The sequence below is a fragment of the Methylobacterium mesophilicum genome (assembly GCF_036441335.1).
Lineage (GTDB): Bacteria > Pseudomonadota > Alphaproteobacteria > Rhizobiales > Beijerinckiaceae > Methylobacterium > Methylobacterium mesophilicum_B.
In genome coordinates, this window is record NZ_MLBW01000023.1 from 38,335 (window position 1) to 60,763 (window position 22,429).

Consider the following 22,429-nt stretch of genomic DNA (forward strand, 5'->3'; position numbering starts at 1 on the left):
GCGCCGTGAACGGCCGCGCTCCGACCGCCCCGATTACCTGCGGCGCGAGGCCCGGCGACGGCCCGGCCGGATGGCGCTATGCTCGGCCTCCGGTGGATTGGCTCGCCATGAAAACGCCGACCTGCAGAGCGAGGGAGTGGCAATACCAGTCCAGCGCCGATTGCGAGGCTCCCGTCGTGAACTCCGTCCGTAGGCGCGCGTCCCGCCTCAGTCTCCTGTGCGGGCTCGCGATCCTCGCCGGGGCGCCGGCCCGGGCCGTCGAGACCGCCGCAGTTCCCGACGCCGCCGCCATCGCACCCGCGGTCACCGTCGTGCCGGCCGAGAGCCGCGAGATCGTCGAGCGGGCCGTCGTCACCGGGACGCTGGTCCCCCGCGACGAGATCCTCGTCTCCCCCGAGGTCGAGGGCCTGCGCATCACAGATCTCCTCGTCGAGGAGGGCGACCGCGTCACCAAGGGACAGGTCCTCGCCAAGCTGTCGCTGGAGATGATCGTCACCCAGGAGGCCTCGAACGCGGCGGCGGTCGCCCGCGCCGAGGCGGCCATCGTCCAGGCCCAGAGCCAGATCGTCCAGGCGGAGGCCGCCAACCTGGAGGCCAAGCAGGCGTTCGAGCGCGCCCAGGCGCTCGCCAAGACCGGCAACGCCACCGCGGCCGTGCTGGAGCAGCGCGTCTCGGCGGCGCAGGGAGCCGAGGGCCGCCTCGCCGCCGCCAGGGGCGGACTGCAATCGGCCCAGGCCGACCTCGCGACGGCACGGGCCGCCGGCGCCGAGATCGCCCTGCGGCGCGCCCGCACCGACATCCGCGCCCCCGAGGCCGGGATCATCAACCGCCGCACCGCGCGGATCGGCGCCACCGCCACCGCGGCGGCAGAGCCGCTGTTCCGGCTGATCGCCCGGGGCGAGATCGAGCTGGAGGGCGAGGTGCCCGAGACGTCGCTGGCGCGCATCCACGTCGGCAACCCGGCGAGCCTGGACCTCGACGACGGCCGCCGCCTCGCCGGCAAGGTGCGCCGGGTCTACCCGGAGGTCGACCGGGCGACGCGGCTCGGCAAGGTGCGCATCCGCCTCGGCGACGATCCGGCCCTGCGCATCGGCGCCTTCGCGCGCGGCAACGTGGAGATCGCGCGCCGCACCGGCGTCGCCGTCCCTGTTTCCAGCCTGCTCTACGCGGCCGACGGCCGCGCCAGCGTGCTCGTTGTGAAGGACGGGCGCGTCGAGGCGCGGCCCGTGACCACGGGGCTCTCCGCCGAGGGCTTCACGGAACTCCGCTCCGGCGTCGCCGCCGGCGAGAGCGTCGTGGCCCGCGCCGGGAGCTTCCTGCGCGACGGCGACCGGGTGCGTCCCGTCGCGGCCCCCGCCAGCACGCCGATCGCCGACGCGGCCCCGCGGTAGGACCAGTCGAAGGAACCGGCCATGCGCCTCAACGTCTCCGCCTGGGCGATCCGCAAGCCGCTGCCGTCGGTGGTCCTGTTCCTGGTCCTGATGATCCTCGGGCTGGTGAGCTTCCGCGCGCTGCCGATCACCCGGTTCCCCAACATCGACATCCCGATCGTCTCGGTGACGATCACCCAGTCGGGCGCGGCGCCCGCGGAGCTTCAGACCCAGGTCACCAAGTGGGTCGAGGATTCGGTCGCCGGCGTGAAGGGCGTCAAGCACATCCTCTCGACGATCACGGAGGGCACCTCGACGACGACGATCGAGTTCCGCCTCGAGGTGAACCAGGACCGGGCGACCAACGACGTCAAGGACGCCATCGCCAAGATCCGGCAGAACCTGCCGCGGACGATCGACGAGCCGATCGTCTCGCGCGTGGAGATCGCCGGCCTGCCGATCATGATCTACGGCGCCTCCGCGCCGGCCATGACGCCCGAGGACCTGTCGTGGTTCGTGGACGACGTCGTCGCCCGGGGCCTGCAGAGCGTGAAGGGCGTCGGCGGCGTCGAGCGCCTCGGCGGCGTCGCCCGCGAGATCCGCGTCACCCTGAAACCCGACCGCCTGCTGGCGCTGGGCATCACCGCCGCGGACGTGAACCGGCAGCTGCGCCTGACCTCGGCCGACATGGCCGGCGGCCGGGCCGAGGTCGGCGGCCAGGAGCAGTCGATCCGGGCGCTCGCCGCCTCGGCGAGCCTCGACACGCTGGCCAAGACGTCCATCGTGGTGCCGGGCAACCGCAAGGTGCGCCTCGACGAGCTCGCGACCCTGTCGGACACCGCCGAGGAGCCCCGCACCTTCGCGCGCTTCAACGGCGAGCCGGTGGTCGCCTTCGCGATCTCCCGGGCCAGCGGCGCCAGCGACGCCGACGTGTCGGTGGGTGTCGCCAAAAAGATCGCGGCGCTGCACGCGGCCAATCCCGACGTCCGGTTCGACCTCATCGACACCAGCGTCGTGAACACGATCGGCAACTACCACTCGGCCATGATGGGCCTGATCGAGGGCGCCGTCCTCGCCGTCGTGGTGGTGCTGCTGTTCCTGCGCGACTGGCGCGCGACCCTGATCGCCGCGGTGGCGCTGCCCCTCTCGGTGCTGCCGACCTTCTGGGTGATGAGCGCGCTGGGCTTCTCGCTCAACGCCGTCAGCCTCCTGGCGATCACGCTGGTCACCGGCATCCTGGTGGACGACGCGATCGTGGAGATCGAGAACATCGTCCGGCACATGCGGATGGGGAAATCGCCCTACCGCGCCGCCCTGGAGGCCGCGGACGAGATCGGCCTCGCGGTCATCGCCATCACGGCGACGATCATCGCGATCTTCTCGCCGGTGTCGTTCATGGGTGGCATCGCCGGCCAGTACTTCAAGCAGTTCGGCCTGACCATCGCGGCGGCGGTGTTCATGTCGCTCCTCGTGGCGCGCCTGATCACGCCGCTGCTCGCCGCCTACTTCCTGCGCGACCACGGGCCGGACCACGAGCGCGACGGCGTCGTCATGCGCGGCTACACCCGCCTCGTCGCCTGGTCGGTCCGGCACAAGTTCATCACGCTCGTGCTCGGCATCGCGTGCTTCGCCGGCTCCATCGCCTCCACGGGGCTCCTGCCCGCGGGCTTCCTGCCGGCGGAGGACCAGGCCCGCACCCTGTTCGTGGTCGAACTGCCGCCGGGCGCCCGGCTCCAGGACACGGTCCGGGTCACCGACCGCATCGAGGAGAAGATCCGCGCGCTGCCCGAGGTGAAGAGCGTGTTCGTGGACGGTGGCCGCCAGCTGCCGGCCAAGAAGGAGGTGCGGCTCGCGAGCCTCACCATCAACCTGACCCCGAAGAACGCCCGTCACAAGACCCAGAAGCAGGTCGACGCGGAGGTCGCGGCGATCCTGCGGGAGGAGCCGGACCTGCGTTTCTGGGCCCTCCGCGAGGGTGGCCAGCGCGACCTCGCGCTGATCATCGCGGGCCCCGACAAGGCCGTGGTGGCAGAGGTCGCCGCCAAGCTCCAGCGCGAGGCCCAGCAGGTCCCGCACCTCGTCAACGTCATGTCGACGGCGCCCCTCGACCGGACCGAGGTCCGGATCCGGCCGAAGCCCGCCGTGGCGGCCGATCTCGGCGTGAGCACCGACACCATCGCCGAGACCGTGCGCGTCGGGACGATCGGCGACATCGGCATGAACCTCGCCAAGTTCAACGCCACCGACCGGCAGATCCCGATCCGCGTGCAGCTTCCCGAGAGCGTGCGCGGCCGGCTCTCCGACCTCGAGACCCTGAAGGTTCCGGTGAAGGGCGGGACGGCCGTGCCGCTCGCGACCGTCGCCGACATCAGCCTGGGCCAGGGCCCGACCGGAATCGACCGCTACGACCGCGCCGTGCGCGTCGCGCTCGAGGGCGACATGCAGGGCACCGACGCCCTCGCCGAGCTGATCGGCCAGGTGATGAATCTGCCGACCGCCAGGAACCTGCCTCCCGGCGTCACGATCAGCCAGACCGGCGACGCGGAGGTGATGGGCGAGGTCTTCGAGGGCTTCGCGCTGGCCATGGGCGCCGGCCTGATGATGGTGTTCGGCGTGCTGATCCTGCTGTTCGGCAACTTCCTGCAGCCGCTGACCATCCTGTTCTCGCTGCCCCTGTCCATCGGCGGCGCGATCCTGGCGCTGCTGATCTGCCACATGCCGATCTCGATGCCGGTGGTGATCGGCATCCTGATGCTGATGGGCGTCGTGACCAAGAACGCCATCATGCTGGTGGATTTCGCCGTGGAGCAGATCCGCGCCGGCGTCGATCGGAACGTCGCGATCGTCGATGCCGGCCGCAAGCGCGCCCGGCCGATCGTCATGACCACCATCGCCATGGCGGCCGGCATGGTCCCGTCCGCGATGGCCTACGGCATCGGCGGCGAGTTCCGCTCGCCGATGGCGGTGGCGGTGATCGGCGGCCTGATCGTCTCGACCGTGCTGTCGCTCGTCTTCGTGCCGGCGATCTTCGTGCTGATGGACGACCTGTCCCGCCTGCTGACGCGGCTGTTCGGCCGGTTCGTGGGCGAGCGCGACGACCCGGAGGACGAGGCCGCCTTCGATCCGGCCCGTCCAGCGAATGACGGGCACCCGCCGCCACGGATCGCCGCGGAGTAGGGCCGCCAGGGAACCGGACGCCCGGGTTCGAGGCCTCGCAGATCGGCGGCGCGCATTGCGTCGCGCGCCGCGATGGGCTGTGACTCGGCCCGCCGAATCAACGGAGACGTAGGAAGCGATGTCGGGTGGTCACGGGGCGGTCGAGGGGTCGAACAAGCGCGTGGCGCTGCTGATCTCGGTGCTGGCGCTGTTCCTGGCGTTCAGCGAGACGCTGGGCAAGGCGTCCCAGACGGATTCGATCGGCGCGAACGTCGAGGCCGCGAACCAGTGGGCCTATTTCCAGGCCCGGACGATCCGCGCGACGGTGCTCAAGACCGCCGACGAGGCCCTGGCGCTGCTCCCGCCGGGGCCGAATCAGGACGCGATCGCCGCCAAGCGCGCCGAGTGGTCCAAGACCCTGGCGCGCTGGGATTCGGAGCCGGCGACCGGCGAGGGCCGCAAGGAGCTGTCCGAGAAGGCCCGGGCGTCCGAGGGCCGGCGCGACCTCGCGCTGCTGCGCTACCACCATTACGAGTTGGCCTCGGCGGCCTTCCAGATCGGCATCGTCCTGGCGTCGGCCGAGGTGATCACCGGGATCAGCCTGCTGGTCTTCGCCGGCGGCTTCCTGGGCCTCGCCGGGGCCGCGCTACTCGGCTTCGGCTACCTCGCGCCGCACGCCCTGCCGTTCTTCCACTGATCGGCCCCGGCCACCGGCAGCGACGTAACGCCACCCCTGATCCCGATCGGTTGAGCCGGAGCTTCGCCGGACTGGACGCGCGGTTCGGAAGCTGATCGTCTCGGCACATTCCAGGGGGGAATGATGTCGGAACACTCAGAAGACCAGGGTCGCCTGACGAAGATCGCCAGCGCGATCTTCCTGCACACCGAGCACGCCATCTACGCGGCCCTCGGCATCCTGCTGGCGCTCACCGCGCTCGTGGCGCTGGTCGAGGCCACCGGCATGACCTGGGAGGCGATCCGGGCGCTCGGCGGCGCGCAGCAGATCCTGGAGGTGATCGACCGGCTCCTCTTCCTGCTGATGCTGATCGAGATCCTGCACACGGTCCGGGTCTCGATGCGGTCGGGGACGCTGACCTGCGAGCCGTTCCTGATCGTCGGGCTGATCGCGTCGATCCGGCGCGTGCTGGTGATCACCCTGCAATCGTCGGAGATCATGCACGCCAAGGACTGGTCGCCGGAGAAGCAGGCGCTGTTCCAGGCCTCGATGATCGAGCTGGGCGTGCTGGCGGGGCTGATCCTCACGATGGTCTTCGCGATCTTCCTGCTCCACCGGGCCCGCGATGACGGCAGGCCCGCGGGCGAGGAGAAGCCCGAGCACGCGTCCTGACAGCGGCGCGGCCTCCCGGCGCGACACGCGCCCTGGGACTTGCACCGCCCGCGATCACGGCCGGGCGTGCGACGGGACGGGCGATCAGTTCATCCGCAGGATCGCGGCGTTGAGCAGCGTCGCGAAGGCGACCCAGGCCGCGTAGGGGACGAGGAGCCACGCCGCGAGCCGGTCGAACCGCCAGGTCAGCCGGATCGTCCAGAGCACCATCACCAGCAGCATCGCGACGACGATCAGACCGGCGCCGATCGCGTGGGCGGTGAAGAAGACCGGCGTCCACGCGGCGTTGAGGGCGATCTGCACGAGGAACGCCGCGAGGGCGAGCCACCAGCCCTCGCGGCTCGGCCCGGTGCGCGGCATCGCGCCGAGCAGCCGCCAGAGCGCGACCGCGATCATCGTGTAGAGGATCGTCCAGGCGACTGGGAACACCCAGTTCGGCGGGTTGAAGACCGGCTTGTTCAGGCTCGCGTACCAGCCCGGGATCTCCGCCTGGGTCGATACCGAGCCGACGGCCGCGGTGGCCGCAACCGGCAGGATCGCGGCGGCGAGGCGCAGCCAGCGCGGCAGGGGCGATCCCTCGGGGACCTGTGTGGCGGCGGTCATGATCGTCGGTCCTTGCGGGCGCGGCTCGTGGCGCGGCTTGCCGGGGCCCACGCGCCGTGGCACGCGCCCGTCTCCATCCGCCGAGAATCGCCAGATGTCACAGCCTAACGCGCCGCAGGGTCCGTCGGATAGCCGGGGCGACGCCGAGCCGGGATTCGCGCGCCGGAGCCTCGCCGCCCAGGCCATGGGCCGGATCGAGCCCGAGACGCGGGCCGTGGTGATGCCGCTCCACGTCGCCACCACCTTCATCCGCGATCCCGACAACGGCTACAGCTCCGGCTACAGCTACGCGCGGCCCGACAACGCCACGGTGCGCGAGGCCGAGTCGGTCCTGGCGATGCTGGAGGGGGCCGGCGCCGGCGCGCTGCTGTTCGGCTCCGGGATGGCTGCGGCGACCGCGGTGTTCGGCGCGCTGGAGCCCGGCGACCACGTGGTCGCCGGAACGGTCATGTACTGGGCGCTGAAGCGCTGGCTGCGCGAGGAGGCGCCCCGGCGCGGCCTCACGCTGACCTTCGTGGACACGGACGATCCGGACGCCCTGCGCGCCGCGATCGAGCCCGGCCGGACCAAGCTCGTCTGGATCGAGACACCCGGCAACCCGCTCTGGACGGTCACCGACATCGCCGCTGCGGCCGAGATCGCCCACGCGGCGGGGGCGCGGCTCGCCGTGGATTCCACGGCCGCCTCGCCGGTTCACACCCGGCCCCTGGAACTCGGCGCCGACATCGTGATGCACTCGGCCACCAAGATCCTCAACGGCCATTCCGACGTCGTGGCGGGCGTGCTGGCGGGGGCGCGGGCCGATGCGTTCTGGGAGCGGATCCGGGGGATCCGCGCCGGCAGCGGCGGCATCCTCGGGCCGTTCGAGGCCTACCTGCTGATGCGCTCCCTCCGGACCCTGCACCTGCGCGCGGCCGCCCAGGCGGCCGGCGCCCTGCGGCTGGCCGGGCGCCTGAGCGAACACCCGCACGTGACCCGCGTCCTCTACCCGGGTCTCCCGGACGATCCCGGCCACGCGGTCGCCCGCCGGCAGATGCGGGACGGGTTCGGCTTCATGCTGTCGATCCGGGTGGCCGGCGGCGAGGCGGGCGCCATCGCCACGGCGGCGCGGGTGCGGCTCTGGAAGCGGGCGACCTCGCTCGGCGGCGTCGAGAGCCTGATCGAGCACCGCGCCTCGGTGGAGGGTCCGGGCAGCCCCTGCCCGCCGGACCTGCTGCGCCTGTCCACCGGCATCGAGGATACGGAGGACCTGTACGGCGATCTCGATCAGGCGCTGCGCGGCGCCCACGGGAGCTGATTGTCGGGGCCTTTGGTGCCGAACGGGATCCTGGCGCGTTGTGCCGGCAGTTCCGGCGGCGCGAACCGCCACAGATCGCGAGTCCGACGACATGACGACCCGTTCCCGCACGATGGTCCCCGGCACCTTCGCGCTGCTCACCCTGGTTCTCGCGCCGGCCTCCGCCCGGGCCGACGCGGTGCCGTATCTCGACGTCGAGCGCACCTGCCAGTCGGCCCAGGTCACCAACACGACCATCAGCGACAAGGCGAATTACGACGGCTGCATCCGCTCCGAGCGCGACGCCAAGAAGGAGGCCGAGCGGCACTGGAGCAGCTACACCCCCGCCGCCAAGCGTCAGTGTCAGGACCAGTTCAAGGCGGGCGGCTACCCGTCCTACGTCGAGATGGTGACCTGCCTCGAGCTCGCGTCCGGAACGGTGCCGACGCAGAGCGCCGAGGGCGGTCGCGCGGTCGGCGGGCCGGGTGCGCCGAAGGACGTCAAGGTGCAGCGGGAGGGCGGCGCCACTCTCACCAAGGAGCCGCCCGCGACCCAGCGCACGGACCCGATCAAGGTGCTGGAGAACAAGTAGGCCGCCGACCCGTGCGCCGTCACGCGCGCGCGCTGCAGAAGGCCGTCGTCACGTAGGGGAAGTCGACGATCGACGGGCCGGCGAGTTCGGGCGTGTCGGCGATGAGGACCCGCACCGCCTCGGCCACGCCGGCCCGCTCGGCGGCGGGAAGCGCCGCGATGAAGCTGACCGAGAGCGTGCGGTCGAGAATCACGGTCTCGGGCGTTCCGCAATGCGCGTGCCGCCAGCGGCGCTCGCGCAGCGGTCCGAAGTCCGGCGTGGGGAACGGGGTCCGCCACGCGCCGGTGCGGTAGCGCGGCGCGCCGCCCTCGTGCGGATCGGTGATCCGCGACAGGGCGGCGACCCAGGGAACGGTCTCGTCGCGCACGTTCCAGATCAGCCCGAGCCGGCCGCCGGGACGCAGCACCCGGGCGATCTCGGTCAGCGCGGCGGCCGTGGCGAACCAGTGGAAGGACTGGGCGCAGACCACCGCGTCGAGGCTCGCCGCGTCGAGCGGGATCGCCTCCGCGGTCCCGGCGCGGGCTTCGACCTCCGGATGCGCGTCCGAGATCCGCGCGCGCATGGCGTCGAGGGGCTCGACGGCGACGACGGAGGCGCCGGTCGCGCGCAGGGCGGGCAGGAACTTGCCGGTGCCGGCGCCCAGGTCGAGGACCCGCCGCCCCGGCCCGAGACCGAGATCCTCAGTCAGCCAGCCGGCCACGGCCGGCGGATAGTCGGGGCGTCCCGTCACGTAGGTGTGGGCCTCGGCGCCGTAGCCCCGCGCGGCGGCGCGGTGAATCCCCGATCCCCTCTCGTCCGACATGCCAGCACAGCTCCCGGCGGTGCGCGACGCGGCGCGCCGGCGTGCTATGGGCCGAGTCGCCCCCCGCGCACCAGACTCCGCTCCCGACGGCCCCGTGAACGCCCTCGCCATCATCGCCCCGATCTTCGGGATCGTCCTGATCGGCTGGGCGGCCGCCCTCGCGGGCCTCCTCTCCGACAAGGTCAGCGACGGGCTGTCGGAATACGTCTTCGCCGTCGCCGTCCCGGCCCTGATCATCGCCACGCTGACGAGGCCCGGGATGAGCGGGACCGTCGCCTGGTCGTACTGGGTCGCGTATTTCGGCGGCGCGGCGATCTCGTGGTTCGTGGGCACGCTGATCGCCCGGCGTCGGGCCGGGATCGAGCGGCGCGGCGCGATCCTCCACGGCTTCGCGGCGAGCCAGTCGAACACGGTGTTCGTGGGCGTCCCGATGATCCTCCAGGCCTACGGCGAGGAGGGCGCCTTCCCGCTGTTCATGCTGCTGGCCGTCCACCTGCCGCTGATGATGGGCAGCGCCACCTTCCTGATCGAGTCCGATTCCGGCCTGCCGGTCCTGGCGCGGATCCGCGGGCTCGCCCTGGTGCTGCTGCGCAACCCGATCTTCGTGGCGCTGCTGATCGGCATGGCCATGAAGGCCCTCGGCCTCGCGCCGGTCGGCATCGCCCGGTCGCTCATCGACGCCTTCGCGGGCACGGCCTCGACCTGCGCCCTGGTGGCGCTCGGCGCCGGCCTGAAGCGCTACCGGGTCCTGTTCGACCTCAAGGGTGCCCTGGTGATCGCGCTCCTGAAGAATCTCCTGCACCCGCTGGCGGTCTGGATCCTGGCCTTCCACGTCTTCGCGATGCCGGCCGCCTACGCGGGGGTCGCCACCCTGTTCGCCGCCATGCCGGTGGGGATCAACGCCTACCTGCTGGCGGCGCGCTACCGGACCGAGACCGGCATGGTCGCGGCCTCGGTGCTTGTCTCGACGCTCCTGGCGCCGCTCACCACCCTGGCCTGGCTCACGCTGCTCGGCCGTGCGTGACGGCGGCGCCCCGGCGTCACCGCGCGCGTTGGACCGGGCGCCGCGCGGGTCTAGGGTAGGCCCAAGAGTGCGGGCCGCGTAGACCCGCGCGTCCCTGCAGGCGAGGAATTTCGATGAACGCTCCGATGCGCCCTCCGGGCAGCGCCTCACCGTCGGCCCCGGCCTCGGCCCGCTTCGTCTGGGACGATCCCTTCCTGCTGGAGGATCAGCTCACCGAGGACGAGCGGGCGATCCGCGACGTCGCCCAGAGCTTCGCGCAGGAGCAGCTCCTCCCCGGGATCGTCGAGGCCTACGCCACCGAGAAGACCGATCCCGGCCTGTTCCGGAAGATGGGCGAGCTCGGCCTGCTCGGCGTGACGCTCCCCGAGGAGTACGGCTGCGCGGGCGCCTCCTACGTGGCCTACGGGCTCGTGGCGCGGGCGGTCGAGGCCGTGGATTCCGGCTACCGCTCGATGATGAGCGTCCAATCCTCCCTCGTGATGTACCCGATCCACGCCTACGGCTCCGAGGAGCAGCGCAAGAAGTTCCTGCCGAAGCTCGCCTCGGGCGAGTGGATCGGCTGCTTCGGCCTCACCGAGCCCGATGCCGGCTCGGACCCGGCCGGCATGAAGACCAAGGCCGAGAAGATCGACGGCGGCTACCGGATCTCGGGCGCCAAGATGTGGATCTCGAACGCGCCGTTCGCTGACGTGTTCGTGGTCTGGGCGAAGTCCGAGGCGCACGAGGGCGCGATCCGCGGCTTCGTCCTCGAGAAGGGCATGAAGGGCCTGTCGGCACCGACGCTCAAGGGCAAGCTGTCCCTGCGCGCCTCCACCACCGGCGAGATCGTCATGGAGGGCGTCGAGGTCGGCGAGGACGCGCTGCTGCCGAACGTCTCGGGACTGAAGGGGCCGTTCGGCTGCCTCAACCGGGCGCGCTACGGCATCTCGTGGGGCGCGATGGGCGCCGCCGAGGATTGCTGGCACCGCGCCCGCACCTACACGCTGGAGCGCAAGCAGTTCGGCCGGCCGCTGGCGCAGACGCAGCTCGTCCAGAAGAAGCTCGCCGACATGCAGACCGAGATCGCCCTCGGGCTCCAGGCCTCGCTCCGGGTCGGGCGGCTGATGGACGAGGGCAGGATGGCCCCCGAGATGATCTCGCTGGTCAAGCGCAACAATTGCGGCAAGGCGCTGGACATCGCCCGGACCGCCCGGGACATGCACGGCGGCAACGGCATCATGGGCGAGTACCACGTGATGCGCCACGCCCAGAACCTCGAGACGGTGAACACCTACGAGGGCACCCACGACGTCCATGCCCTGATCCTGGGCCGGGCCCAGACGGGGCTGCAGGCGTTCTTCTGAGCCTCGGACCGCGCCGCCCATCCGCGTCCTCGTCCCGCGGTGCGGGCGGGACACCCTGACGCGACGGGGCGGGATCACTCCCCGCCCTCGTCCCCGGCGAGCGACCACTCGAGCACCCGGGCGAGGTGGTCGTAGGCGCCGTACTGGCTGGCATATTGCGGGTAGGGCCGCGCCGTGTAGGCCGCCTCGCCGGTCATGAACCGGGCGACAAGCCCCCGCAGCCGCGCGGCGTGCTCGGCCACGATCGCCTCCACGCCGCGCTCCTCGCCCCGGGGCGGCTTCACCGGGATCGGGACGAAGGGCTTCCGCCCGCCCGAGGCGTGGACGTAGAGCAGGTCCGGCGTCGTCTTCACGGCCGGCAGATCCGCGAAGGCGCCGTGCATCAGCATCGCCGCCTCCAGGGTGAGCTGCGGCGAGAACCCGGAGAAGATCATCTTCCCCGAGGGCGGCGTCCCGGTCTTGTAGTCGACGATGCAGGCGCTGCCGTCCGGCCGCAGCTCGATCCGGTCGGCCCGGGCGCGCAGCGTGAAGGTCTCGCGCCCCATCGGGATCGCCCAGCGCCCGGAGACCTCCGGGTAGACCCGCGTCAGGCCGGGCCGGCGCTGCGCCTCCCAGTCGAGATAGGCCGAGGCCATGCGCTCGTAGCGCGGCCACCACTCGGCGTAGAGGTTCGGGTACTCCGCCTCGATCTCGCCGAAGGCGTTCACCGCGAGGTTCAGCAGCCGCTCCGCCGCGTCCGGAGGCAGGTCCGTCGGATGGCGGCCGGCGAATTCCGCGAAGACGTCGTGGACCAGGGAGCCGCGGGTGGCGACGCCCGGCGCCGCCGCCAGCGGATCGAGCGGGTCGAGCCCGAGCACGTGGCGGGCGAAGATGCTGTAGGGATCGCGCACCAGCGTCTCGATCTCGGTGACGCTGAGCGAGCGCGGGAACAGGGCCGGGTCCGGCTTCGGCGCGGGGCGCTTCAGCCGCGGTTCCGGCGGCGCCGTGTCGAGCCGCGCGGCGAGGCCCGCGAGCCGGCGCCCCGCGCGCAGGACGGTGTCCCAGCGGGCATCGCCCGAGAGGGCGCGCAGGCGCTGGATCAGGCGGGACGGCACGGTCGGCGCGCCCTCCCGCTTCAGCGCCCGGGTGATCACCGCGTCGCGGCACCCGAGCGCCTGCACGAAGTCGTGGGCCATCTGGCCGATCCGCCGCTCGGGCGGGTTGAGGCCGACCCGCTCGCGCATCGGCCGGTTGAGGAACGAGTCGGTCAGCGTGCGCACCGGCCACACGCCCTCGTCCAGGCCGCCGAGCACCACGCGGTCCACCGACAGCAGGCGCGCCTCCAGCAGCCCGAGGATGCGCAGGCGCGGATGCGGCGCCTCGCCCGAGCAGGCGACGAGGCGCTCCCGGGCCAGCGACGTGAAGAAGGTGGCGTAATCGTCGAACCGCCCCGGCATCAGGCCGGGCTCGGCCATCTCCAGGTCGTCGAACAGGGCGTCGAGGCAGGAGAGGGACCCGTCCGTCTCCGCCGGGGAACCGTCCTCCGGCCCGGCGATCAGCCGGTCGCACGCCTCCCGGTGCCCCGTGGCGGTGGTGACGAGGTCGCATTCCCCGGCCCCGTCCGGGCCCGGGAAATCCCGGAACACCAGGTCCAGCCGGTCCAGCAGGTCCGCGGCCAGTTCCCAGTCGACGTCCTTCAGGCGGCGCTTGGCCCGGGGCCGGTGCTCGGGCGGCCCGGCGCGCTCGGCCGCGAGGGCCTTGCGCAATCCGTCGAAGCCGGGCGCCGGGACGGGGCCGCGCAGCAAGCCGATCTCCAGGGCCGCGGCGCCCCGGACCACGTCGGGACGCGGCAGGCCGAGATGGACCATCGGATGTGAGAGCAGCGCGATCAGCCGGGCCGGGATCGCGTCGGCCTGATCGCGGGCGAGGTCGGCGGCGAGCTCCGCGGCGAGGCGCGCGGGCCGCCCGGCCGGGCTTCCGGCCAGGGATTGGCCGGCGGAGTCCTCGGCCACGATGCCCCAGCGCAGCAGCTCGACGGCGACACGGCCGGCGAGCCCGCGGTCGGGCGTGATCAGGGCCGCGGTGGCGCCGGGGGTCTGGAGGGTCTCGCGCAGCGCCAGCGCCGCGACCAGCGCCTCCTCGCGCTCGTCGGCCGCCTCGGCGAGCGCGACCCCTTCGAGGCCGAGGCGGGCGACGGTGTCGCGCGCGGCCGGGTCGAGGGCGGCCCACGCGTCGGTGGTGTCGGCCGGCCGCAGGGCCTGCGACAGGAGCGCGGCCCGCGCCACCTGGCCGGCATCGGGCTCGCCGAGGGCGACGATCTCGGCGCGGTCGAGGTTGAGGTTCTCCGGCCCGAGCAGCCGGTGCAGCACCGCCTGCGGGTGGCCGTGCGCGATCAAGCGCGAGAAGCCCTCGCCGGTGTCGATGCCGTCCCATCCGGCCGCGTCGAGGTCGAGATCGAGCCCGGGCAGGACCACGGCGCCGTGGGGCAGCTTGGCCACGGCCGCGATGAGCCGGGCCGTGGCGGGGACGGAGCCCAGCGAGCCGGCGACGATCACCGGGTCCTGCGTGGCGCTGCGGGACAGGCGCTGCTCCTCGGCCAGCACGAGGCTGCGGGCGCGGGCGACGGGATCGGCGAGGCCGCGCTCGGCCAGGAGCTTCGGCCAGTTCTCGGCGGCGATTTTCACGAAGTCGAGGGTCAGGCCGAAGTAGCGGGAATACTCCGCCTCGACGGCCGCGCCGATCTCCGACCAGGGCAGGCCCTCGACGGTGAGCGCGTCCATCAGGCGCTCGAGGTCGCCGGCGAGCCCGACCGCGTCGGCGGGGGAGGACGGCACCAGGAACGGCACCTCGGCGTCCAGCGGCAGCAGGGTCCGGTCGACGGTCCTGGCCCAGGCCTGGACGAGGCGCGCCAGGATCAGCCGGCGCTCCAGCGGCGGCATCGGGATGCTGAGGGGGTCGGCGTTGTCCTCCAGCAGCGGCTCGGCGGCGAGGTCGAGCTCGGCCTCGTCGGCCTCGCCGAGGGGGATCATCCGCGGCAGCAGCGTCGCCTGACCGGGCGCATCCCGGCCGAGCCTCTCGGCCAGGATCGCAGCCAGCGCCCGCGCGGCGCGGCGGGTCGGCAGGTAGATCGTGACGGCGGCGAGCGCCAGCGGATCGTCCGCCACCGGCCCGACGAGACGGCCGGAGAGCAGCGCCTCGGCGAGCGTCGGCAGGAACGGGACGCCGCGGGAGATGGTGAAGACGGCCTGTCGGGCGGGCATGGGGGCTTCTACGCCCGCGCCGGGGCCGCGGACAGGGGGCGATCGGCCCCTGGGCAAACGATCGCGCGCATGCCCCTCCCCCGCGAAGGGGCAGGGCACCGGTCGCGGTCCGCCGCGGCCCTCAGCCCTTCGCCCTCGCGGCGGCGCCGTAGCCGGCGCGGCGGCCGAACACGACGCCGGAGGTCAGCCCCGAACCGCCGGGATAGCCGTTGAAGAAGACGCCGCCGACCATCTCGCCGCAGGCGTAGAGGCCGGGAATCGCGCCGCCGTCCGCGCGCTTCACGCCGCCGTCGTCGCCGACCTCGACACCGCCGTACGTGAAGGTGATGCCGCCGGTGACCGGGTAAGCCTTGAACGGGCCGGTCTCGATCTTCTGCGCCCAGTTCGACTTCGGCAGCGCGAGCCCTGCCGTGCCGCGCCCGTCCTTCACGGTCGGATCGAACGGGACGCTCTCGTCCACGGCGGCGTTGAACGCCGCGATGGTCCGCCGCGCCGCCGCCCGGTCGATGCCCTCGAGCCGGTCGAGGAGCCCGTCCAGGGTGTCGGCCTCGACGAAGTGCGCGTCGTGGAACCGGTACTCGCTGTAGAGCAGGTGATCGACCTTGGCGTCGAAGATCTGCCACGCCACGTGCCCGGGCTGCTCCATGATGGCGCGGCCGAACTGGGCGTAGGTGTAGTTGCGGAAATCCTTGCCCTCGTCGACGAACCGCGCGCCGTCCGCGTTGAGCATCAGCCCGAGGAAATAGCAGATCTTCCGGTAGTGCTTGCGCTCGCCGTGGGGCAGGTCGAGGTTGCCGTAATCGGGGGTGTGCAGGTCCATCGGCGTGGCGTGGCAGCCGCCGTAGAAGCCGTGGGCCTTCGCGCCCAGCGCCAGCGCCATCTCGAGACCGTCGCCCCGGTTGTGTGGCGTGCCGCGGACCCGGGCCTTGTCCCAGCCCGCGCCGATGAAGCGCGTCCGCAGGGCGGCGTTCGATTCGAAGCCGCCGCAGGCGAGCACGACGGCCTCGGCGCGGAACGCGCCCTGCGGTGTCTCCACGCCGACGACGCGCCCGTCCTCGACGATCAGCCCCTCGGCCGGACAGCCGTAGCGGATCTCGCCGCCGGCCCGGGTGAAGGCGGCCAGTTCCGCCTGGGCGAGGCCGAAGCCCTCGTCGTGGGTCGCGAGCGTCAGGCCGCCCCAGAACACGAAGCGCCCGTCCTTCTCGAAGGACTGGCGGGAATAGATCGGCTCGAACTTAACCCCCTGGGTGCCGAGCCAGCGCAGCGCCGCGCCGCTCTCGTCGATCAGGATGCGCTGCTCGCGCGACAGCGGCCGCCCATCGTTGAAGCCGAGGAGATCCTGCTCGAATTTCTGCGCCGTGTAGGTGCCGAAATCTGTGCGCGGCAGGCGCGGATCCTGCGGATCGGCAAGCAGGGGGATCAGGTCGTCGTTGCCTTCGTAGACGAAGCGCATGGCGCCGGCCGTGTAGGCGGTGTTGCCGCCCGCCAGATCCCGCTCGGCCTTCTCGATCATCAGCACCGAGGCGCCGCGCTCCAGGGCGGCGAGGCCCGCGCTCATGGCGGCGTTGCCTGAGCCGACCACCAGAACATCCCGCTGCGCATCGCCCGACCGCTGCATGCCCGTCTCTCCACCATCCGTCATCGTGCGACTGATTGTATACGCATGCATGCAATCTGCGGCAAGCGTTCCCTGCGGCAAGCGTTCCGGCGAGCCGCGTTTCGAGCTATGGCCCGGTCCAGGGAGATCCTGCGATGAAGGCGAGCGAGTCGGAGCGCTCCAGCGGCGCCGGCGCCTACGAGCGCCTGCTGCGGGCGATCGAGGAGGGCGAACTCGCCCCCGGCAGCCGGCTGCGCGAGGCCGAGCTCGCGGAGCGGTTCCAGATCAGCCGCACGCCGGTGCGGGAGGCGCTCGGACGGCTGGAGGCGCAGGGCCTCGTCGCCCACGAGCCGCACCGGGGCGCCAGCGTTGCGCAGCTCGATTACGGGCAGGTCAGCGAGCTCTACGACATGCGCGAGGTGCTGGAAGGGACCGCGGCCCGCCTCGCGGCGATCCACGCCAGCACGGTCGAGACCGAGATCCTGGAGGAGATGGTCGCCCGGGACCGGACGCTGCTCGGGGACGCGCCCGCCCTGGCCCGGACCAACCGCCTGTTCCACCGGCAGATCCACGGGGCGGCGCGCAATCGCTTCCTGCAGAGCACGCTGGAGACGATGCGCCTGTCGCTGGTGCTGCTGCCCGGCGCCACCACGCTGGCGGCGCCCGACCGCGCCGCGGAATCGCTGGCCGAGCACGCCGCGATCGTGGCGGCGATCCGGGCCCACGACGGCGATGCCGCCGAGGCCGCGGCCCGGGCCCATATCCGCGCCGCCTTCAAGGCACGGATCCGGATCTGGCAGGAGAGCTGAGCGGTCCCCGCCCTCAGGCGTGGGCCGGCACGCGCTCCAGTCCCTGCCGGCTCCGGAACAGCGCGAGCGTCGCGACGATGCCGCACGCGGCCGCTGCCATGAGCCAGTAGCTCGGCGCGGCCCGGTCGCCGGTCTTCTCGATCAGGAAGGTCGAGACCATCGGCGTGGCCGTGCCGAACAGCGCGGTGGCGAGGCTGTAGGCCAGCGAGAAGCCGCTCGCGCGGACATGGGCCGGCACCACCTCGGAGAGCGACACCACCATCGCGCCGTTGTAGACGCCGAAGAAGAACGAGAACCACAGCTCGACGGCGAGCATCTTGCCGAAGGTCGGGTCGGCCACGAGCCAGTGCAGGGCCGGGTAGGTCGTCAGCAGCGACAGGGTCGAGATCGTCAGCAGCACCGGCTTGCGGCCGATGGCGTCCGACAGGGCCCCGCCAACGGGCAGCCAGACGAAATTGGTGACCGCCACGCACAGCGTCACGATCAGGCTGTCGGTCTCGGTGAGCTTCAGGACGTTCTTGCCGAAGGTCGGGGTGTAGACGGTGATCATGTAGAAGGTCACCGTGGTCATCGTCGTCAGCATCATGCCGAGCAGCACGATCCGCCAGTTGGCCGCCACCGTGGTCAGGATCTCGCGTGTGGTCGGGTGGCGGGTCCGCTTGGCGAAGTCCTGCGTCTCCTGGAGCGAGCGCCGGATGAAGAAGATGAACGGCACGATCAGGCAGCCGATCAGGAACGGGATGCGCCAGCCGAAATCGCCGATCTGCTGCTTGGTGAGGAAGGCGTTCAGCCCGTAGCCGATCAGGGCGGCGAACATGATCGCCACCTGCTGGCTCGCCGACTGGAACGACGTGTAGAAGCCGCGCCGGCCCGGCGTGGCGATCTCGAACAGGTAGATCGAGACGCCGCCGATCTCGACGCCGGCCGAGAAGCCCTGCAGCAGGCGCCCGGCCAGCACGATCAGCGGGGCCGCGACGCCGATCGTGTCGTAGCTCGGGCAGAAGGCGATGAGCACCGTCCCGCTCGCCATGATCGCCAGCGTGATGATCAGCCCCTTCCGGCGGCCGATCCGGTCGATATAGGCGCCCAGCACGATCGCCCCGAGCGGCCGCATCAGCGCGCCGAGCCAGAACGTGCCGAAGGTCAGGAGCAGCTCGGTGGTCTCGTTGCCCGAGGGGAAGAACGCCCGCGCGATGTAGGTGGCGTAGAACCCGAACAGGAAGAAGTCGAACATCTCCAGGAAGTTGCCGCTCGTCGAGCGGAGGATCGCCCCGATGCGCGACTGGAGCGTGGCCCCGACGGCCCCGGGATCACCGGCCATGACGACGTCCTTTCCGAGTGCCCGTCAGGCACCGATCCATTTCATGGCGACGATCGTGCCGGTCACCGTCAGCGCGCCGCCGATGCGGGTGGCGATCTGCGCGAACGGCATCAGCGCCATGCGGTTCGCCGCCGTCAGGATCGCCACGTCGCCGGTGCCGCCCTGGCCGCTGTGGCAGGCGTTCACGATGGCGGTCTCGATCGGGTACATGCCGAGCCAGCGGCCGACGAAGAAGCCGACCGTCATCAGCGTCACGACGGTCGACACGATCGTGATCAGGTTCACCAGCGTGAAGGCGGCCATCAGCTCGTGCCACGGCGTCATCGCGACGCCGATGGCGAACAGCAGCGGGTAGGTCATCGAGACCTGCACGAACTTGTAGACCACGAAGCCGCCGGCCTGGAGATGGGGCGACACCGCGCTGGCAAGCTTCGCCAGGACGGCGAGGAACAGCATCGCCACCGGCGCGGGCAGGCCGACGAGGTGGTGGGCCATGACGCCGAGCAGGTAGAGGGTGATCGCCGTGAGCCCGGCCGCGCCGATCGTGGCGGGGTCGATCTGGCCCTTGGCCGCCTCGGCCTTGGCCTGGGCGTCGCTCGACTTGATCCCGTCCGAATCGGGCTGGAGGCGGCCCTCGCCGGTCAGGTGCGGGTAGCGCTTGCCGATGGAGTTGAGCGTGCCCGACAGGATGATCGCGGTCAGGGAGCCGAGCATCACCGGCGGCAGCACCTGGGCGAAGACCACGCCCTGCTGCAGCCCCAGGATCGCCGCGTAGCCGATGGAGAGCGGGATCGCCCCCTCGCCGACCCCGCCGGCCATGATCGGCACGACGATGAAGAAGAACGTCTTGTAGGGTCCGAGGCCGAGGAGCGTGCCGACCAGCGTCCCGACCAGCGCCGCCGCCACCGAGCCGAGGGCGAGCGGCGCGAAGATCTTGAGGAAGCCCTTGATCAGGACCTCCCGATCCATCCCGAGGATCGAGCCGACGATGATCGTGGCGATGTAGATGTAGAGGAAGTTGGTGAACTTCGTGAAATCGGTGATCGCCTTCACCATCTGCGGCGGCACCAGGGCGTAGTAGACGAGCGCCGAGGGGATGAAGGTCGCGAAGATCGCACCGGCGCCGATGTTCTTCAGGATCGGGATGCGCTTGCCAATCTCCGCGCAGGTGAACCCGCCCATCACCAGAACGGCGATCATGGTCGGCCCGTCGGGCTTGATCTCGCCTTCCTGAACCAGGACGGCGATGAGGATCGCCAGCACGACGAAGATCGGCAGCGGTATGATGCCGATCTTGGTGTCGATCAGGCGCCACCAGACGTCCGGCCAGAACCGGGCCGCGCGCCGGCCCTCCGCCCGGTTCTCTGCCGGTGATGGGATCGGGCTCGGCGTAGCGGTGCTGGTCATGGCGTCCCCCCGGATCTCTGACCACTTTCGGGCCGTTTCGCCGAACACTCGCGACCGCACGCCGAGGCACGACCCGTCGAGTCCCGCACGATCGGCGGAGATAAAGTGACATCCGGCGTATCAGCGCGCATGAAAGGCGGCAACGCGATCCGGGGAACAAAGGACGCGACCTGTCCCGCGGGCCTGGATTAAGATCTCACCTCCGTCGTGGTCCGAGGGCACGGGAATGGCCCGGCACTCGACCGGGCCGCGGGTACGCCGCGCGCGGAGACGGGCGGCGGGACCGACGCCCCGCCGCCGACATCGCCGCTCAGAAGTCGCGCTGGACGCGGAAACGGACCTGCGAGACCGAGTCCTGCGTCACGGTGCGCGGGACGAACGTGCCGTTGTTGATGCCGGCGACGTTGGCGTAAGCGGCGGGGCTCTTGTCGGAATCGATCGCGCGCCCGTGCTTCACGCCGATCTGGGTGTAGAAGGCCTCGACGCCGATATCGAGGTCGCGCACGGGTGACCAGATGAGGCTGCCGCCCGCGACGAACTGGTAGGTGTCGCGCAGCGCTTGGCTGAGCTGGTAGAAGCGCGTTCCGGGCGTGCCGACCGCGTTGGAGCCGAAATTGGCGGCGCCGTTGACGTTCAGGACGTTGTAGAGCGCGCCCTGGGCGAGACGGGCATGGCGGGAGAAATCCTGCTCTCCGTAGGAGCCGAAGACCGCCGAGCGCCATTCCGGCGTCCAGTAATGCAGGAACGACGCGACCGCTGAGAAGGATTGCGACGTCTGCAGCTGCCCGGTGAACGGGTTGATCGTCGCGTCCGAGAAGCTCTGGTAGATCTTCTGGCCGTGGAAGCCGTTGTTGAGCTGCGAGTAGCAGCCGGTGAAGGCGCAGTAGCCGGTGTACATCTGCGCGCCGTCCGCGTAGGCGCCCTGGAGATAGAGGGCATCACCGGGCGCGACGAAGGGCGCGTTGATCTTCAATCCGCCCTGCAGCGCCCAGCCCTCGACGCTCTTGGTGTGCGCGATCCCGACCGTCGCGCCCGCCGCCCGGGTCACCGCGATGTTGCCCACGTTCAGCTCGTGCGCCGCGGCGGAGAGCTGCGCCGAGCCCCAGGCCTGATCGACGCGCAGGACGCCGACCACATCGGGCAACCGCTCGCGCTGGATGCTGTCGACGCTGCTGACCGCGATCGGCGCGCCGTGGAAATAGCCGACGAAGACGGGGCTCACCGGCGAGGCGGTGCCGGCCGGCGCGTAGATCGGGCTGCGCCGGAACACCGGGTCCTCGATCGACAGGGTGGCCGACAGACCGGAGCCGGCCGTCACCGTGTAGGCGAGGAGATTGGTGGAGGCGACATCGGAGCCCGAGCTCGCGCCGTAGATCTCGAAGTCGTGGGCGTAGAAGTCGAAGAACGACGCGGCGCGACCGGCGGTCAGGCCGGCGAACTGGATGAACGCCTTGTCGACGTTCATGAATTGCTGCGCGTGGCCGGCCGCGTCGACGCCCGTAGCGTCGTAGGCCTGGCCGATACGCGCCTGAGTCCCCGAGCGGGCGTAGCCGGTGCGGGACCCGGCATCGAGGCGCACGAAGGCGCGCAGCGTGCCGTAGGCGGTCTGGGTGCGGGCATCGAGATTGATGCGCATCCGGCCCTGGTAGCCCGCACTGTCGCCGGCATTCGTGCCGGCCTGCCGCGTCGACGCCGTCATGTATCCGCCCTCGAACCGGGCGCGGCCGGAGATGCGCAGGCAGGTGTCGGTGCCGGGGATGTAGAAGAAGCCCGCGCCGTACGCGCCGCAGACGCGGACGTACTCGACCGGGACAGCCTTCTTGGCCGGCAAGTCGGCGGCGTGCGCGGCGCCCACCGCCGCGCACGCGGCGGCAGTCCCCAGCAACGATGATCGCAGTAATCTCATCGGTATCTCCGGAATTTGAAGCTCAAATCTCGCAAACGGATGAGCAAGACCGGACTTACCAAATACAGCAGATCATTTGATCGCGGATATCTGGTGCTCTTTCGCTTGCTACAGTGAACTTGAGGCCCATTTGCTCGGAGACACTGTGCAGGCGCACTCTCCCTTGCAACACGGATTCAGATTTACAATTTGACTTTCAAATTTGTGTTGTATGACAGCAACAAACTGTATTTAAATAATTCAAGTCGCCAAAATTATTAGTCTGTCAGGAGATAAACTCGAAGATTATCGAACAAAAATAGAGGTCATTACTTCGGCGCTATCGGCCGATCGGCGTCGCGCGATGCGGGATCGTCTCAGAGCCGGCTCGGAGCGCCCGCGCGGGCCTCGCTCGGCAGGGAGTCGTGGCGGCCGCGGTCGAAACCCAGCCGGCGCCCCTGACGGGAAGGCGGTCGCCGGCGGCCGATTCGAAGCTCGAACCGCGCAGGCCCGACTCGCCGGCCGGAAACCCGGACATCTGCCGATGGCACAGGGTGCGGGACGCGGCGGCACCGGTCCGGCGCGATACGAGCGGGGCGCGTCCGGAAGGCGGTGCCGGGCGAAGGATGCCGCCGATCGACGGCGATCGAGGCGCGG

At 71.3% G+C, this 22,429-nt stretch carries 16 protein-coding genes; 9 read left to right on the top strand and 7 right to left on the bottom strand.

Annotated elements, in window-relative coordinates:
• Nucleotides 1–107: 107 nt before the first annotated feature.
• The 4 genes from MMR14E_RS14975 to MMR14E_RS14990 all read left to right on the top strand — a co-directional run bounded on the left by MMR14E_RS14975 (nucleotide 108) and on the right by MMR14E_RS14990 (nucleotide 5,874).
• A complete protein-coding gene (locus MMR14E_RS14975; RefSeq protein ID WP_331315356.1) occupies nucleotides 108–1,391 on the top strand; it encodes an efflux RND transporter periplasmic adaptor subunit in 1,284 nt (427 codons plus the stop codon).
• Nucleotides 1,392–1,412: 21 nt separating this feature from the next.
• Nucleotides 1,413–4,547: an efflux RND transporter permease subunit gene (locus MMR14E_RS14980; RefSeq protein WP_331315358.1), complete on the top strand. Its 3,135-nt coding sequence runs from the start codon at nucleotides 1,413–1,415 to the stop codon at nucleotides 4,545–4,547.
• A 118-nt stretch (nucleotides 4,548–4,665) separates the two neighbouring features.
• Nucleotides 4,666–5,223, top strand: a complete 558-nt coding sequence (locus MMR14E_RS14985; protein ID WP_331315360.1) for a DUF4337 domain-containing protein — start codon at nucleotides 4,666–4,668, stop codon at nucleotides 5,221–5,223.
• 123 nt (nucleotides 5,224–5,346) lie between these two features.
• Nucleotides 5,347–5,874, top strand: coding sequence for a phosphate-starvation-inducible PsiE family protein (locus MMR14E_RS14990; RefSeq protein WP_331315361.1), 528 nt, complete (start codon nucleotides 5,347–5,349; stop codon nucleotides 5,872–5,874).
• Between the two features lie 84 nt (nucleotides 5,875–5,958).
• Here MMR14E_RS14990 and MMR14E_RS14995 read toward each other — a convergent pair whose 3' ends face one another.
• Complete coding sequence (locus MMR14E_RS14995; protein ID WP_331315363.1) at nucleotides 5,959–6,477, bottom strand: TspO/MBR family protein; 519 nt, start codon at nucleotides 6,475–6,477, stop codon at nucleotides 5,959–5,961.
• Nucleotides 6,478–6,571: 94 nt separating this feature from the next.
• Between MMR14E_RS14995 and MMR14E_RS15000 the strand changes: the two genes are divergently transcribed.
• Together MMR14E_RS15000 and MMR14E_RS15005 are read left to right on the top strand one after the other, a co-directional pair.
• Nucleotides 6,572–7,774, top strand: a complete 1,203-nt coding sequence (locus MMR14E_RS15000) for a trans-sulfuration enzyme family protein (protein WP_331315365.1) — start codon at nucleotides 6,572–6,574, stop codon at nucleotides 7,772–7,774.
• Between the two features lie 91 nt (nucleotides 7,775–7,865).
• Nucleotides 7,866–8,345: a hypothetical protein gene (locus tag MMR14E_RS15005; RefSeq protein ID WP_331315366.1), complete on the top strand. Its 480-nt coding sequence runs from the start codon at nucleotides 7,866–7,868 to the stop codon at nucleotides 8,343–8,345.
• Nucleotides 8,346–8,364: 19 nt separating this feature from the next.
• Here the strand turns inward: MMR14E_RS15005 and MMR14E_RS15010 are convergent, their stop codons facing one another.
• Nucleotides 8,365–9,147 (bottom strand): class I SAM-dependent methyltransferase, encoded by a 783-nt coding sequence (locus MMR14E_RS15010; RefSeq protein ID WP_331315368.1) that lies wholly within the window; start codon nucleotides 9,145–9,147, stop codon nucleotides 8,365–8,367.
• A 94-nt stretch (nucleotides 9,148–9,241) separates the two neighbouring features.
• Here MMR14E_RS15010 and MMR14E_RS15015 point away from each other — a divergent pair, with 94 nt between their 5' ends.
• Both MMR14E_RS15015 and MMR14E_RS15020 read left to right on the top strand, forming a co-directional pair.
• Complete coding sequence (locus MMR14E_RS15015; RefSeq protein WP_331315370.1) at nucleotides 9,242–10,171, top strand: AEC family transporter; 930 nt, start codon at nucleotides 9,242–9,244, stop codon at nucleotides 10,169–10,171.
• A gap of 113 nt (nucleotides 10,172–10,284) precedes the next feature.
• Nucleotides 10,285–11,514, top strand: coding sequence for an acyl-CoA dehydrogenase (locus MMR14E_RS15020; protein WP_331315371.1), 1,230 nt, complete (start codon nucleotides 10,285–10,287; stop codon nucleotides 11,512–11,514).
• Nucleotides 11,515–11,588: 74 nt separating this feature from the next.
• Here the strand turns inward: MMR14E_RS15020 and addB are convergent, their stop codons facing one another.
• Together addB and tcuA are read right to left on the bottom strand one after the other, a co-directional pair.
• Nucleotides 11,589–14,753, bottom strand: a complete 3,165-nt coding sequence (addB, locus tag MMR14E_RS15025; protein WP_331315372.1) for a double-strand break repair protein AddB — start codon at nucleotides 14,751–14,753, stop codon at nucleotides 11,589–11,591.
• A 121-nt stretch (nucleotides 14,754–14,874) separates the two neighbouring features.
• Nucleotides 14,875–16,371 (bottom strand): FAD-dependent tricarballylate dehydrogenase TcuA, encoded by a 1,497-nt coding sequence (tcuA, locus tag MMR14E_RS15030; protein ID WP_331315374.1) that lies wholly within the window; start codon nucleotides 16,369–16,371, stop codon nucleotides 14,875–14,877.
• Between the two features lie 134 nt (nucleotides 16,372–16,505).
• Between tcuA and MMR14E_RS15035 the strand changes: the two genes are divergently transcribed.
• Nucleotides 16,506–17,159, top strand: coding sequence for a GntR family transcriptional regulator (locus MMR14E_RS15035; RefSeq protein ID WP_331315376.1), 654 nt, complete (start codon nucleotides 16,506–16,508; stop codon nucleotides 17,157–17,159).
• Nucleotides 17,160–17,172: 13 nt separating this feature from the next.
• On the opposite strand, the gene MMR14E_RS15040 is transcribed toward MMR14E_RS15035, so the two are convergent.
• From MMR14E_RS15040 to MMR14E_RS15050, 3 genes are all read right to left on the bottom strand, one after another.
• A complete protein-coding gene (locus MMR14E_RS15040) occupies nucleotides 17,173–18,480 on the bottom strand; it encodes an MFS transporter (RefSeq protein ID WP_331315377.1) in 1,308 nt (435 codons plus the stop codon).
• Between the two features lie 24 nt (nucleotides 18,481–18,504).
• Nucleotides 18,505–19,887, bottom strand: a complete 1,383-nt coding sequence (locus MMR14E_RS15045) for a 2-hydroxycarboxylate transporter family protein (RefSeq protein ID WP_331315378.1) — start codon at nucleotides 19,885–19,887, stop codon at nucleotides 18,505–18,507.
• Between the two features lie 310 nt (nucleotides 19,888–20,197).
• Nucleotides 20,198–21,793, bottom strand: a complete 1,596-nt coding sequence (locus MMR14E_RS15050) for a porin (RefSeq protein WP_331315379.1) — start codon at nucleotides 21,791–21,793, stop codon at nucleotides 20,198–20,200.
• Between the last annotated feature and the right edge of the window lie 636 nt (nucleotides 21,794–22,429).